This window comes from Cupriavidus oxalaticus (assembly GCF_038900635.1).
In the GTDB taxonomy this organism is placed as follows: domain Bacteria; phylum Pseudomonadota; class Gammaproteobacteria; order Burkholderiales; family Burkholderiaceae; genus Cupriavidus; species Cupriavidus oxalaticus_B.
Genome location: NZ_JAYMRX010000028.1, coordinates 1 through 13,929, shown reverse-complemented (window position 1 = coordinate 13,929; position 13,929 = coordinate 1). Strand labels below are relative to the sequence as shown.

General features: G+C 68.0%; 14 protein-coding genes. 5 read left to right on the top strand and 9 right to left on the bottom strand.

Going from position 1 to position 13,929, the window contains the following annotated elements:
• Nucleotides 1-33: 33 nt before the first annotated feature.
• The gene (locus VSR71_RS29980; protein WP_342917196.1) at nt 34-1,086 is read right to left on the bottom strand and encodes a hypothetical protein; all 1,053 of its coding nucleotides are present in this window, start codon (nt 1,084-1,086) and stop codon (nt 34-36) included.
• Between the two features lie 231 nt (nt 1,087-1,317).
• Here VSR71_RS29980 and VSR71_RS29975 point away from each other — a divergent pair, with 231 nt between their 5' ends.
• The 4 genes from VSR71_RS29975 (at nt 1,318) to alaC (ending at nt 4,729) form a co-directional block, all read left to right on the top strand.
• A complete protein-coding gene (locus VSR71_RS29975) occupies nt 1,318-2,016 on the top strand; it encodes a PadR family transcriptional regulator (RefSeq protein WP_428979475.1) in 699 nt (232 codons plus the stop codon).
• 82 nt (nt 2,017-2,098) lie between these two features.
• Nucleotides 2,099-2,926 carry a siderophore-interacting protein gene (locus VSR71_RS29970; RefSeq protein WP_342917194.1) on the top strand — a complete coding sequence of 276 codons (828 nt, stop codon included), beginning with the start codon at nt 2,099-2,101 and terminating at the stop codon, nt 2,924-2,926.
• A gap of 78 nt (nt 2,927-3,004) precedes the next feature.
• Nucleotides 3,005-3,397, top strand: coding sequence for a hypothetical protein (locus VSR71_RS29965; protein WP_342917193.1), 393 nt, complete (start codon nt 3,005-3,007; stop codon nt 3,395-3,397).
• Between the two features lie 120 nt (nt 3,398-3,517).
• Entirely contained in the window at nt 3,518-4,729 is a 1,212-nt protein-coding gene (gene alaC / locus VSR71_RS29960) for an alanine transaminase (protein WP_342917192.1), read from the top strand.
• 51 nt (nt 4,730-4,780) lie between these two features.
• On the opposite strand, the gene VSR71_RS29955 is transcribed toward alaC, so the two are convergent.
• The 5 genes from VSR71_RS29955 to VSR71_RS29935 all read right to left on the bottom strand — a co-directional run bounded on the left by VSR71_RS29955 (nt 4,781) and on the right by VSR71_RS29935 (nt 10,549).
• Nucleotides 4,781-5,926, bottom strand: a complete 1,146-nt coding sequence (locus VSR71_RS29955; RefSeq protein WP_342917191.1) for an enoyl-CoA hydratase/isomerase family protein — start codon at nt 5,924-5,926, stop codon at nt 4,781-4,783.
• Nucleotides 5,927-5,936: 10 nt separating this feature from the next.
• A complete protein-coding gene (locus VSR71_RS29950; RefSeq protein ID WP_342917190.1) occupies nt 5,937-6,707 on the bottom strand; it encodes an enoyl-CoA hydratase in 771 nt (256 codons plus the stop codon).
• The gene (gene mmsB / locus VSR71_RS29945; protein ID WP_342917189.1) at nt 6,704-7,609 is read right to left on the bottom strand and encodes a 3-hydroxyisobutyrate dehydrogenase; all 906 of its coding nucleotides are present in this window, start codon (nt 7,607-7,609) and stop codon (nt 6,704-6,706) included. Before mmsB ends, VSR71_RS29950 begins: the two co-directional genes overlap by 4 nt.
• A gap of 238 nt (nt 7,610-7,847) precedes the next feature.
• Nucleotides 7,848-9,371 carry a CoA-acylating methylmalonate-semialdehyde dehydrogenase gene (locus VSR71_RS29940; RefSeq protein ID WP_342917188.1) on the bottom strand — a complete coding sequence of 508 codons (1,524 nt, stop codon included), beginning with the start codon at nt 9,369-9,371 and terminating at the stop codon, nt 7,848-7,850.
• A 44-nt stretch (nt 9,372-9,415) separates the two neighbouring features.
• Nucleotides 9,416-10,549, bottom strand: coding sequence for an acyl-CoA dehydrogenase family protein (locus VSR71_RS29935; protein WP_342917187.1), 1,134 nt, complete (start codon nt 10,547-10,549; stop codon nt 9,416-9,418).
• Between the two features lie 181 nt (nt 10,550-10,730).
• Between VSR71_RS29935 and VSR71_RS29930 the strand changes: the two genes are divergently transcribed.
• Entirely contained in the window at nt 10,731-11,747 is a 1,017-nt protein-coding gene (locus VSR71_RS29930; RefSeq protein WP_342917186.1) for an AraC family transcriptional regulator, read from the top strand.
• Between the two features lie 6 nt (nt 11,748-11,753).
• Here VSR71_RS29930 and VSR71_RS29925 read toward each other — a convergent pair whose 3' ends face one another.
• The 3 genes from VSR71_RS29925 to VSR71_RS29915 form a co-directional block, all read right to left on the bottom strand.
• The gene (locus VSR71_RS29925) at nt 11,754-12,956 is read right to left on the bottom strand and encodes a GGDEF domain-containing protein (protein ID WP_342917185.1); all 1,203 of its coding nucleotides are present in this window, start codon (nt 12,954-12,956) and stop codon (nt 11,754-11,756) included.
• Nucleotides 12,957-13,121: 165 nt separating this feature from the next.
• Nucleotides 13,122-13,259 carry a hypothetical protein gene (locus VSR71_RS29920; RefSeq protein ID WP_342917184.1) on the bottom strand — a complete coding sequence of 46 codons (138 nt, stop codon included), beginning with the start codon at nt 13,257-13,259 and terminating at the stop codon, nt 13,122-13,124.
• A gap of 126 nt (nt 13,260-13,385) precedes the next feature.
• A partial coding sequence (locus VSR71_RS29915; protein ID WP_342917183.1) for an alpha/beta hydrolase-fold protein occupies nt 13,386-13,929 on the bottom strand: 544 nt, incomplete at its 5' end.

Genomic DNA, 13,929 nt, shown 5'->3' with positions numbered 1-13,929 from the left:
GCGCGCGCCAGAATCGGCTGGCAGAACCGGCCGCTAGAACCCGCTGATGCGCAACCCGATCGAGAACAACGCAAATGACCGGTCGAGCTTGCTCGCCGTGACCGGGTTGTAGAGCATCGGCACATATCCCATCAGGCTGTTCTGCGCGCCCTGGCCGCGCACGAATACGTCGACGTAGCGGTTGATCGCGTATGACGCCTGCAGCAGGATGGTCTGGTTGAACTGCGACTTGGGCGCGCCATAGGCGGTATAGCGGTCGTCCAGTTCACGGAAGAAGTATTGCGCGTGGTAGCCGGCCACCAGGCTCCACGCGCCATAGCGCCACCGCCATGAGCCACCAGCGCCGATGAATGCGCCGTCGTCGTTGAAGCCATCGCCTGCGTCCAGGCCGATCTGCCCGGCGTTCATGCGGAAGCCGCCGTTGGAGATGGTGGCGCGGCCGACCCGGCACGGCGCCGCCAGCGTGCCGATGGCCATGTTGTCGGCGCCGACCCTGACGTTGTACAGGCAGGAGCCCTGTTTCAGCGTGCCCTGGATATCGCCGGCGCGAACCCAGCTGTAGCCGGCGCTCAGGAAGCCCGTCAGGAAGTGGTTGGTCCAGGGCTGGCCGGTGTAGATCACGTCGGCCTGCACTTGTGTGTCGTTCGGGTGCGCGATGGTGAAATCGCTGAACTTGCCGGACGAGGCGGAGCCACTCTTGCTGAGGCTGCCGGTGTAGTTGCCCCACGCGGACAGGCGCAAGGTCAGCTTCCTGCCTGCATCGGGCGTCGTGACCAGGCCATAGCTGGTGGACGCCAGCCAGCTGTCGATACCGGCGGAATCGTCGCCATAGGTGACGTGCCGCCGCCAGTAGCCTGCCTCCAGCGACCACGCGGGCGACAGCTTGTATCCCGTGCGGAAATGCCCGCCCTGGTAATGGCCACCTCCGTCATAGGCCGCTTCCGCGTAAAACCCCCGCGCCGCCGGAACCACCGGTTCCGCGCTCAGCAGCGCATCCTCCATGGCGCCGTGCGCCATTCCCCATGGCACCAGCATCATGGCGCCGAGACAGATTGCAGTGAGCCTGCGCTGTGTGTTGGCGCCCATGTTGTCTCCCCGGTAGGACTTGTTGTTGTTCAAACCATCTTTGTTCGGGTGCCGCGGCGTCTGTCGCGCTGCTTGGCGTTAAATGAATGTTGGAAAGCGGGGCAGGGATAAACAACCTGGCTTCGTGCGGTAAGGCACGCAACCGGCGCGCGGACGTGGCCGTATCCGGGGTTGACTTTAGATCGTACGATATATATCTTACGATCTATCTGACGATACATCGGAGGGCTTATGCGCCACCATCATCACCATCCAAGCCACCCCCACGCCACTCACGGCAAGGTTCGGGACGCTTTCATGCGCCTCGCTCCGCACCTCATGCGTCACGCCATGGGGCGCGGTGGCGCCGGCTTCTGGGGAGGCCGCGACGACGACGGCTTCGGCGGCGATGGCCCGGGCGGGTTCGACAACGAAGGCTGGCGCCGCGGCCGCAAGTTCAGCGCCGACGACCTGCAACTGCTGCTGCTGAGCCTGCTCGACGAAAAGCCCAGCCACGGCTACGAGCTGATCAAGGCGCTGGAGACGCGGACCAACGGCTTCTACAAGCCGAGCCCCGGCGTGGTTTATCCCGCGCTGACCTATCTGGAGGAAGTCGGCTACGCCACCGTCGACACCGAAGGCAACAAGAAGCGCTACCAGCTGTCTGAAACCGGCAAGGCGCATCTCGCTGCGAACCGCGAGCGTGTCGATGTGATGTTGGCCAAGCTGCGTCATGTCGCGCGCAAGATGGAATGGATGCGCCGGGCCATGAGCGGCGAGCCGCAGCCGGAACCGGAGCAGGGCGGCTGGGTGCCTGAACTGATGCAGGCGCGTGCCGCCATCAAACGCGCGATGGTGATACGCAGCGAAGCCGGCGCCGACGAGCAGCGCCGCATTGCCGCGATCCTGATGCGCGCAGTGGCCGAAATCGAAGCCGGGCCCAGGGCCTGATACCCCGGTGGCGCTGACGCTGGCATCCGTCATCGGCACCCGGACCCGGCCAGTGTCGGGTCCGCAACCAAGGAATTCCTCTATGACTGCAAACGCTCCTGAATCCAATCGCGATCTATCCGTGCAGCGCGTACGCCATCCACTCAGGATGCGCCTGTTGCAAGTGGTGCGCATCACGCAGGTCACGCCGCAATTGCTGCGCGTCACGCTGGGCGGCGCCGAGCTGGAAGACTTTGTCTCGGCGTCGTTCGATGACCATGTCAAGGTGTTTTTCCCCGTGGACGGTGCCGACAAGCCGGTGCTGCCGCAGGTGGGCCCGGACGGCATCAGCTTCCCCGAAGGCCAGCCTCGACCGGCCGCGCGTGACTACACGCCGCGCCGCTACGACGCTGCCGCGCAGGAGCTGGATATCGAGTTCGTGCTGCACGGCGATGGCCCTGCGTCGACCTGGGCGGCACAGGCGCGGCCGGGCCAGTACCTGGGCGTGGGCGGGCCGCGCGGCTCGTTCGTGGTGCCGACGGGCTTCGACTGGCATCTGCTGATCGGCGACGATACGGCGCTGCCCGCAGTGGGCCGCCGGCTGGAAGAGCTGGGCGCGGAGTCGCGCGCCATTGTCGTCATGGAAGTGGGCGATGCGGCCGCGCAGATCTCGCTGCCGAGCCGGGCTGATGTCGAGGTGCACTGGCTGCATCGCGGCGAGGCGCTGGAGGGCAGCCTGCTGGAAGCGGCGCTGCGCCAGGTCACGTTGCCGCAGGGCGAGGGCTATGTCTGGGCGGCGGGGGAAGCGGCCGCGATGAAGGCGGTGCGCCAGTACCTGGTCGGCGAGCGCGGCATCGACAAGAAGCGCATCCGCGCATCGGCCTACTGGAAGCGCGGCGACGCGGCGGTACACGAGACGCTGGACGACTGAGCCACGGCGGCGGCACGGTGTACGCGGGCGCGGCGTTGCCATAAGATGGCAGGCAACTTTACCGCCGGGAGGACTGACGTGCTGCCTGCATCCAAGCCGTTGCGCATCATCGCCGCTGCCGCGGCATCCGTTGCCATGCTGGCCGCCTGCGCGCCGGACGCCGTGCGCAGCCGCCAGGCCACCGACTTCAATGCCTATCTCGATTCGCTGCGGACCGCGTGCCCGAACATGATGGTCGGGACGAACAATATCAGCGAGTGGCTGCGCACCAGCGGCAGCCGCAGCGACGACGACTACGTCTACTGGCTGGACCAGACTTCGCGCCTGTACTACCAGCGCATCTCTGCGCAACAGTACCGCGATTCGGTCAGCGCGGCGCTGGGTGGGCGCTCCGATTCTGCCGCGCTCGACTGCATCGTGCGCCATCTGCCCGCGAACCGGCCGACAGGTCTGCCGGGGGGCAGGCTCTAGGCATCTGCACATGCCGGTTGTGCAACGGCCGCATCCCCGCTAACATGGGTCCCCGGCAGCTGAGACAGCAGTTGCCGACGTCGCTCGGACGGTTCCGGGCGCTTACGTAAAGGACTCCACATGACTGCCGCTTCCTCCGGCAAGCGCCGCTTCGCGCGCATCGATCGCCTTCCCCCGTACGTTTTCAATATCACCGCCGAGCTGAAGATGGCCGCCCGCCGCCGTGGCGAGGACATCATCGACATGAGCATGGGCAACCCGGATGGCGCCACGCCGGCGCATATCGTGGCCAAGCTCACCGAGGCAGCGCAGCGGCCCGACACGCACGGCTATTCCACGTCCAAGGGCATCCCGCGGCTGCGGCGCGCGATCTCGCACTGGTACCGCGAGCGCTATGACGTCGAGATCGACCCGGATACCGAGGCCATCGTCACCATCGGCTCGAAGGAAGGCCTGGCGCATCTGATGCTGGCCACGCTGGATCGCGGCGACACGGTGCTGGTGCCCGATCCCAGCTATCCGATCCATATCTACGGCGCGGTGATTGCCGGGGCCGATATCCGTTCGGTGCCGCTGGTGCCGGGCATCGATTTCTTTGCCGAGCTGGAGCGTGCGATCCGGGGCAGCTATCCCAAGCCGAAGATGATCGTGCTGGGCTTTCCGTCGAACCCGACCGCGCAATGCGTGGAGCTGGATTTCTTCGAGCGTGTGATTGCGCTGGCGCGCAAGCACGATATCTTCGTCGTGCATGACCTGGCGTATGCGGACATCGTCTTCGACGGCTATCAGGCGCCCTCGATCATGCAGGTGCCGGGCGCCAAGGACATCGCGGTGGAGTTTTTCACGCTGTCCAAGAGCTACAACATGGCGGGCTGGCGCATCGGTTTCATGGTCGGCAACCCGGACCTGGTGGCGGCGCTGACGCGCATCAAGAGCTATCACGACTACGGCACCTTCACGCCGGTGCAGATCGCGGCCATCGCCGCGCTGGAAGGCGACCAGCAATGCGTGCGCGAGATTGCCGAGCAATACCAGTCGCGCCGCGACGTGCTGGCCAAGGGGCTGATCGAGGCAGGCTGGCCGGTCGAGATCCCGAAGGCGTCGATGTATATCTGGGCGCGAATTCCGGAGCCATACCGCGCGCTGGGCTCGCTGGAGTTCGCCAAGCAGTTGCTGGCAAAGGCCAGGGTATCCGTGTCGCCGGGCATCGGCTTTGGCGACTACGGCGACGAGTACGTGCGCTTTGCGCTGATCGAGAACGAGTCGCGCATCCGGCAGGCGGTGCGGGGCATCAAGGCGATGTTCCGCGCGGATGGGCTGATAAAAGCCTGATGGCGAGGTGACCTGCGCCCCGGATGGGGCGCAGGTCCTGGCTTGATGCGTTCAGGCCGGAAGGACCAGCGGCAATGGCTGTTCGCCAGGCGCCCACCACGGCTGGAACTGTGCCTGCACATCTTCCGGCGCCACAGCCTCATAGCTGGAGGTGCGCCAGCGCGGCACGTTGTCCTTGTCGACGATCAGCGCGCGCACGCCTTCGATGAAATCCCCTTGCGAGAAGGTGTTGACCACCACCGCCAGCTCCATGCGGAAGCAGTCGGCGAGGTCCATGCGCCGGCCGCGCAGCAGCAGTTCACGTGTCGCACAAGCCGACAGTGGCGAGCGCGTACGCAGCACGTCGATGGTGCGCGTGGCCCACGCGGTGTAGCGCGGGTCGTCCTGGCACGCCAGGCCGGCCAGGATTTCCGGCAGCGTGGCGTGCGCGGGGAAATGGCGCAGCAGCGCGGGCAGCACCTCTAGCAGCGGTGCGTCGGCGGCGCCTGTCACGGGTTCGGGCACCAGCGCCTGGCGCAGGTCGGTGAGCACGTCACTACCCCACGCGATACCGGCCAGTGTCTGCTCCAGCCCGGCCAGCGTGCCGCTGTCGACGGCGGCATCGGCCAGGCCGCACAGCAGCGCGTCGGCGGCGCCGATGGTGACGCCGGTCAGGCCGAGATACAGCGCGAGCTGCACCGGCAGCTTCGACAGGAAATGGCTGGCACCGACATCCGGCACCAGCCCGATTCCGGTCTCCGGCATGGCCACGCGCGAGCGCTCGGTGACGATGCGCAGGTGCGCGGCCTGCGCGAGGCCCATGCCGCCGCCCATGACGACGCCATCCATCAACGCCACCAGCGGCTTGGGATAGCGGTGCAGGCGGTAGTCCAGCGTGTATTCGTCGATAAAGAAGCGGCGGTGCAGCGGCGTGCCGTCGCGGTAGCTGTCGTACAAGGCGCGGATATCGCCGCCGGCGCAGAAGGCCTTGGGACCGGCACCGTGCAGCACCACGGCGCGGATGGCGTCGTCCTGCGCCCAGGCTTCGAGCTGCGCGCCCAGCGCGACGATCATCGGGTACGACAGTGCATTGAGCTGGCGCGGCCGGTTCAGCGTGGCAATGCCGACGCCGTTGACGACGTCGAACAGGGCCTCGGGCTCGGCGGCATCCTGCGTGCCGGCATTGCGCGGCGAGATCGCCGATTCGGTCAGGCGCATGGCGTTGCTCCTAGGCGTTGCGCCATTGCGGCGCGCGTTTCTCGAGGAAGGCGTTGACGCCTTCGCGCTGGTCGGCGCCGTCGAACAGGTCGACAAAGCGCTCGCGCTCCAGCGCCAGCGCTGCCTGGCGCGGCACGCCCTGGCGCGCCAGGTGCACCAGCTGCTTGCTGTAGGCGGCGGCGCGCGGGCTGACCTTGCCGGCGCGCTGCGCCATTTCCAGCGCGGTGGACAGCGCCTGTCCGCGCGGCACCACTTGTTCGACCAGTCCGATGCGCAGCGCGGTGGCCGCGTCGACGCGCTCGTTGGTCAGGATCATGCGCTTGGCCCAGCCTTCGCCGACCAGCCACGGCAGTGTCTGCGTGCCGCAGCCGCACGGCAGCAGGCCGACGGCGGCTTCAGGCAGCGCCATCTGCGCGTGTTCTTCGGCGATGCGGATATCGCAGGCGAGCGCGCATTCCAGGCCGCCACCCATGGCATAGCCGTTGATGGCGGCAATCACCACCGGGCGCGCGTTCTGCAGGGCTTCGAAGGCGCTGCCGAATTGCTGCGCCATCGTGCGCGCATGGGCACGGTCGCCGTCGGCGAAGCCGTTCAGGTCGGCGCCCGCGCTGAAGAACTTCTCTCCGGCGCCGGTCACGACAACGGCGCGGATCTCGGGGTTGGCATCGATCTTTGCCACCAGGTCGCGCAATTGCTGCAGGCCGTCGGCGGTAAACGCGTTGGCGGGCGGGCGGCTCAGCGTCAGCGTGGCGACGTGGCCATCGAGGGCAAATTCGATCATGGCTGGCGCTCCTTGTCGGTGGCGGACAGGTACTGGCGGATCACGCCGGAGAAATCGAGCTGGCCTTCGCCGGCGTGGCTCATGGCCTGGTAGACCTGCTGCGCCAGCGCGCCCAGGAAGAGCGGCTGCTTCACGCTGCGCGCGGCATCGGCGGCCAGGCCCAGGTCCTTGAGCATCAGGTCAGCGCCGAAGCCGCCGCTGTAGCCGCGGCCGGCCGGAGCGGTTTCGATCACGCCGGGCCAAGGGTTGCAGGTATCGGAGGCCCAGCAGCGGCCGGTCGAGGTATTGACGATGCCGGCCAGCACGTTGGCGTCGATGCCCAGCTTCACGCCCAGCGCCATGGCCTCCGACACGCCGATCATCGAGATGCCGAGAATCAGGTTGTTGCAGATCTTGGCAACCTGGCCGGTGCCGGTGCCGCCGCAATGGACCAGGTTGCGGCCCATGCCGGCCAGCACCGGGCGCACTTGCTCGAACAGCGCTTCGGTGGCGCCGACCATGAAGGTCAGCGTGCCGGCCTGAGCGCCGACAGTGCCGCCGGAAACCGGGGCGTCGGCCAGCGCATTGCCCTGGGCCCGCGCGGCGGCGGCGAGCTCGCGCACGGTGGCCGGATCGATGGTGCTGGAATCGACCAGCGGCACGCCGGGGCGCACGCCGGCGAGCACGCCGTCTTCGCCAAGGTAGGCGCTGCGCACGTGCGCGGCGGCGGGCAGCATGGTGATGACGAAATCAGCTTCCGCCACGGCCTTGCGCGCAGTATCGGCGCTGGCGGCGCCTTCGGCGCACAGCGCGGCGACGGTGGCGGCATTGAGGTCGAACACGGTCAGGGTATGGCCGGCCTTGAGCAGGTTGCGCGCCATGGGCGCGCCCATGTTGCCGAGGCCGATGAAGGCGATATGCATGGGGTGTCTCCTTCGTGATAAGTCCCAAATCCCGCTTGTTTTCTCCCCTCTCCCGCTTGCGGGAGAGGGGCGGGGGTGAGGGCGGGAGTGTCAGTGGCTACTGCATTGGCTTAATCCGGCAAGCGTCGTGCGCGATTGGTTTGCTCGGGAAATCGGTCCTGCAAGCGCTGGCCCTCTCCCCCAACCCCTCTCCCGCAAGCGGGAGAGGGGAGCAAACCGTTGGCCGTCGTGCCACGCCTCACTTCAGACTGATCGTCGTATTCACCCCGTCATTCACCGTCGCGTCGTCAAACCACCGCGCCGTCACCGTCTTGGTCTGCGTATAGAACTGCACCACCTGCTTGCCGTACGGCCCGAGATCGCCCAGCTTGGAGCCGCGCGAACCGGTGAAGCTGAAGTAGGGCACCGGCACCGGGATCGGGATATTGATGCCGACCTGGCCGACGTCGATTTCGCTCTGGAACTTGCGCGCGGCGGCGCCGCTCTGCGTGAACACGCCGGTGCCGTTGCCGAAGGGGTTGCGGTTGACCAGCGCGATGGCGTCGTCCAGCGTCTCGACTCCGATCACCACCAGCACCGGCCCGAAGATTTCCTCGGTGTAGATCGACATCTCCGTGCCGACCTCGGTGAAGATGGTCGGTCCGATGAAGTTGCCTTCCGGATAGCCCGGCACCTGCACGTTGCGGCCGTCGAGCACCAGCTTCGCGCCTTCGCGCTCGCCGGCGGCGATCAGGCCGAGGATGCGTTCCTTTGCGGCCACCGAGACCACCGGCCCGACATCGGTGCCGGCTTCAACGCCCGCGCCGACCTTCAATGTCTTAGCCTTTGCCACCAGTTCGGGCACCCAGTCACGAGCCGCGCCTACCAGCACCACCACTGAGGTAGCCATGCAACGCTGGCCCGCCGCACCGAAGCCCGCACCGGCCAGCGCGTTCAGCGTCTGCTCCTTGTGCGCGTCCGGCAGCACCACGGCGTGGTTCTTGGCGCCCATCATCGACTGCACGCGCTTGCCGTGCGCGCCGGCGAGGTTGTAGACGTGGGTGCCCACGGCGGTCGAGCCCACGAACGACACCGCCTTGATGTCCGGATGCGTGCACAACGCATCGACAACGTCCTTGGCGCCGTGCACCACATTCAGCACGCCCGGCGGCACGCCGGCTTCCAGCGCCAGCTTGACCAGTTCCATGGTCGACAGCGGATCCTGCTCCGACGGCTTGAGCACGAAGGTGTTGCCGCACACGATCGCCATCGGGAACATCCACAGCGGAATCATCGCGGGGAAGTTGAACGGCGTGATGCCGGCGCAGACTCCGATCGGTTGCTGCAGCGTGTACGTGTCGACGGTCGAGGCCACGTTCTCGGCAAAGCCCCCTTGCTGCAGCGTGCCGATCGAGCAGGCATGCTCGACCACTTCCAGGCCGCGGAAGATATCGCCCTCGGCGTCGGCCAGGGTCTTGCCCTGCTCGGCGGTCAGGATGGCGGCGATGCGCTTGCTGTGCTCGCGGATCAGCGCCTGGTAGCGCAGCATGACGCGCAGCCGTGCGCCGATGGGCGTGTGGCGCCACGTGGCAAAGGCGCGGTGCGCGGCGCCGACGGCGGCGGCGACTTCGCTGGCCGTGGCCAGCGGCACGCGCGCCAGCACTTCCTGGGTGGCGGGGTTGACCACCTGGCGGAACTCGGTGGCGGACGATTCCACCCATTCGCCATTGATCAGCAGCGGTACGGTCGGCACGGCGTTGTCGGTCTTGGGCACTGCGCTCATGGTTGTCTCCGGACGGTGTGGTTGTATGAGAAGCAAAGACAGGCTTACAGGCTGCGCGCGATCAGCATGCGCTGGATCTCGCTGGTGCCTTCGTAGATCTGGGTGATGCGGGCGTCGCGGTAGTGGCGCTCGACCGGGTAGTCTTCCAGGTAGCCATAGCCGCCGTGGATCTGCAGCGCCTTGGAGCAGACGCGCTCGGCCAGTTCGGACGCGTACAGCTTGGCCTGCGAGGCTTCGGACAGGCACGGCAGGCCCTCGCTGCGCATGCGCGCGGCGCGGTGCACCAGCAGGCGCGCGGCGTTCAGCTCGGTGGCCATGTCGGCCAGCATGTTGGCGATGGGCGGATGCTCGCGCAGCGGGCGGCCGAACTGGATGCGTTCGGATGCATAGCGGCATGCGGCCTCGAACGCCGAACGCGCAATGCCGATCGCCTGCGCCGCGATGCCGATGCGGCCGCCTTCGAGGTTGGACAGCGCGATGCGCAGCCCCTCGCCGGGCTCGCCCAGCAACGCGTCGTGCGGCACGGTGCAGTCTTCCAGCGTGATGGCGCAGGTGTCCGAGGCGCGGATGCCGAGCTTCTTCTCCGGCGCGTGGACGACAAAGCCCGGCGTGTCCGTTGGCACCAGGAAGGCGGAGATACCTTTCTTGCCGCGCTCGGGCTCGGTCGCGGCGAAGACCACCGCAACGCCGGCGCGCTGGCCGTTGGTGACGAACTGCTTGCTGCCGTTGAGCACCCAGCCGTTGTCGGTAAAGCGGGCGCGCGTGCGCAGGTTGTGGGCTTCGGAGCCGGCCTGCGGCTCGGTCAGGCAAAAGGCGCCGATCAGCTCGCCGCTGGCCAGCCGCGCCAGGTAGCGTTCCTTCTGCGCATCGGTGCCGTAGTGCAGGATCGGGCCGCAGCCGACCGAGTTATGCACGCTCATCAGCGTGGCACAGGCCGCGCAGCCCGCGGCGATTTCTTCGATGGCGAGCGCGTACGCGACATAGTCGGTGTAGGTGCCGCCCCAGTCCTCCGGCACGATCATGCCGAGCAGGCCCAGCGCGCCCATTTCGGCGACGACCTCTTCGGGCAGGCGGCCGTCGCGGTCCCACTGGGCGGCGCCGGCGGCCAGGCGCTCGCTGGCAAAGGCGCGCGCGCTGTCGCGGATCATCTGTTGCTGTTCGGTGTAGTCGCTGTGCATGGCGGGTTGGCGTGGTGGTGTTCCGCAGGGGGGCTTCTGTAAAGCGCGTTGGCGCGGCGCTGCATCTGAGGCAGAATGCGCGCTCGGCGTCCTGGCCTGCGAGCAGTGTAGGAACGCCGGGGGCGGGCTCCTATGCCAAAATCCGCCAATCTTCCTGAACTCGTTTGCCACCCGCCGGACCATGGAAAAAGGCAGTGTCGCGCTTTGTTTTGTCCACCATGCCATCGCCGGGCTGCAGGCGCGCGGGATCGACCCGGGGCCGGTGCTGCGCAGCGCCGGCATCGCGCCCGAATTGCTGGAAGTGCCGCAGGCCAGGGTGTCGGCGGCCAGCTACAGCGAGCTGTGGCTGGGGGTCGCCGCCGCGCTGGACGATGAGTTCTTCGGCCAGGATTCGCGCAGCATGAAGTGCGGCAGCTTTGCCATGCTGTGCCACGCGGTCGTCGGCAGCCGCACGCTGGGGCAGGGCCTGGAGCGCATTACCCGGTATTTCCGGCTGCTGCTGGACGATATCGGCGTGCGCCTGGACCGGCATGGGGACGAGGCCGCGCTGGTGCTGACCGCGCCCAGCGCGGCGCTGGGGCGGCAGCCCGGCGTGTTTGCCAAGGAAACCATGCTGATCATGCTGCATGGATTGATGAGCTGGCTGTTGCGGCGGCGCGTGCCGGTACGGCTCGCGGCGTTCGACTACGCGGAGCCGCCTTACAGCGCCGAATACCGCGTAATGTACTCGCGCCAGCTCGCCTTCGGCCAGCCGGCCACGGCGCTGGTGTTCGACGCCGCGCTGCTGGACCAGCCGGTGCGGCAGGACGAGCGCAGCCTGAAGGCTTTCCTGCGCGATGCCCCGCACAACGTGGTGGTGAAGTATTCCGACCGCAGCAGCGTCGGCGCGCGCGTGCGCCGACTGTTGCGCAATCAGCGGCCCGAGCTGTGGCCGACCTTCGAGGCGCTGGCGGTCAGCCTGAACCTGTCGGCCTCATCGCTGCGGCGCCGGCTGATGGACGAGGGCGTGAGCTACCAGGACCTGAAGGACGGGCTGCGGCGCGATCTTGCCATCGAGGCGCTCAGCCACTCCGGCCGCCCGGTTGCGGATATCGCGGCGGAACTGGGGTTTGCCGAGCCGGGCGCTTTCCACCGGGCGTTCCGGCGCTGGACCGGCTCGCGGCCCGGCGCTTACCGGCGCGTGGCGGAACAGGATTGACGCGACTCAGGCATCCAGCGCGTGCGCCTGCGTAGCCGGGGCTGGCCCGCTGTGCGCCGCGATGCGATTGCGCCCGCCCACCTTGGCGCGATACAGCGCCGCATCGGCATGCGCGCTCAGCTGCGCCAGCGTCAGGCCCGGATGCCAGCCGGCGGTGCCGCCGCTGACGGTATAGCGCACGGTGTGGGTGGCCCCGTCCGACGCTACCGTCGCGACCGCATGGCGCTGCACGCTGGCGCGGATGCGCTCCGCCACCGCGCTGGCGCCGGCCTCGCCGGTCGCGGGCAGCAGCACCATGAACTCTTCGCCGCCGAGACGGCCCAGCAGGTCGCCGGGCCGCAGCTGCGCCGCCGCAAGTTTCGCGAACGCCTGCAGCACGGCATCGCCGGCCGCGTGCCCGTAGGTGTCGTTGACCGACTTGAAATGGTCGATGTCGATGATCAGCAGCGCGGGGGCCGGCTTGCCGCCGGCAGCGCGCGCCAGCTCGCGGAGGGCGCCTTCCTCGAATGCCTTGCGCGACAGCACGCCGGTCAGCGTATCGGTATTGGCGACCGCTTCGAGCCGGCGCACGATGGCGTCATGGATCATCAGCACCGCACCCATGGTCATCGCGGGCATCACCAGCGCGCCCAGGGTCAGGAACACCGTGTTGAGGAACATGGATTCCTGCAGGTAGGGATTGCCCAGCCACTGCAGCGCGGACAGCGTGCCGCGCACCGCATGGCCGGTGGCGAAGAACAGCGCAAAGCAGGCGGTCGTGATAAAGAAACGTGCCGATTGGCCACGCGGGCGGCGGCGCAGCAAGGTCAGCCCGATCAGCGCGCACAGCACCGCGTGGAACACCGAGACAATCACGACGCGCGTGGTGAAGACATCGACGGCATAGCGCCAGGCGAGCACACCGGCAGTCGTCACGGCCGTCGCCGCGATCAGGCGCCGCCACGGCGGCATGCCGCCGCAGAAGCGGACGCAGCCGGCGTAGAACAGCGCCAGCGACCACGCCAGCGTGGCGTTGGCCACGCCGACCGAAAACGGATCCGGGATCATGCCGCGCAACGAAAACAGTACCAGCGCTCCGGTCGCGGTCAGGTTGGCATTGCACCATTCGCCCACGCCGGGCAGCCCGCAGCGGCGCAGCGACCACACGATGGCCAGCATCATGGCACTGAGCGCGGTCGTGATGGTAAGCAGGGCAATCGGGACGGACATCGCAAGGGGCTGGCTGCGGGCGTGACGGGAATGCGCCGGTCCGGCGCGCAACCCGTAATGATACGGTCGAGCAAGGCCAGCGCGCACCCGGATAGGGCGCGCCGTCGCGTTGTCCGTCGAATGTGAGGTTGCCGCCGCCTGCGTCGGGGCTGCGGCGGCGCGTGGCTAGTCGCTTCGCCGGGGCGCTTCGTGCGGCTCGTCGGCGCGCAGCACCGGGTCATTGTGCAGCAACCATCTTGCCGCGATCAGCAACGCTGCCAGGCAGCCGAGGATATACCCGCCGAGTGAGACGACGTGGTGCATGATGTGACCCCATCTTGTTCCGGCTCTGAGGCCGGTCGAGCAGCAATTATGGGATCTGGCCCGGCACCGGGCATCCCCTGATTGGGGGCCGGTGCGGGGCCGCGGGTGCGCCGGAGCGCTCAAGCGCTAAAGCTGCCCGGCGTGGTGCCGGACATGGTCGGCGATGAAGGTCGTGATGAAGTAATAGCCGTGGTCGTAGCCGCTGTGCCGGCGCAGCAGCAATGGCTGGCCCACGGCCTGGCAGGCGGCCTCGAACGCATCCGGATGCAGCTGGCTCTGCAGGAACTGGTCGTCCAGGCCCTGGTCGACCAGGATGCCGGCCGGGAACGGCGCGTCTTGCTGGCGCACCATCAGCTCGGTGGCGTCATACTGCGCCCACACACCGCGGTCGCTGCCGAGATAGCCGGTGAAGGCCTTTTCGCCCCACGGGCAGCGCGTCGGCGCGGCGATCGGCGCGAACGCCGACACCGAGCGGAAGCGCTCCGGATGACGCTGCGCCAGCACCAGCGCGCCGTGGCCGCCCATCGAATGCCCGAAGATCCCCACGCGGGAGGCTTCGCCCGGCAGCGCGCTGGTGACCAGGTCGAACAGTTCTTCGGCGACATAGCTCTCCATGCGCCAGTGCCTGCTCCAGGGCGCCTCGGTGGCGTCGAGGTAGAAGCCCGCTCCC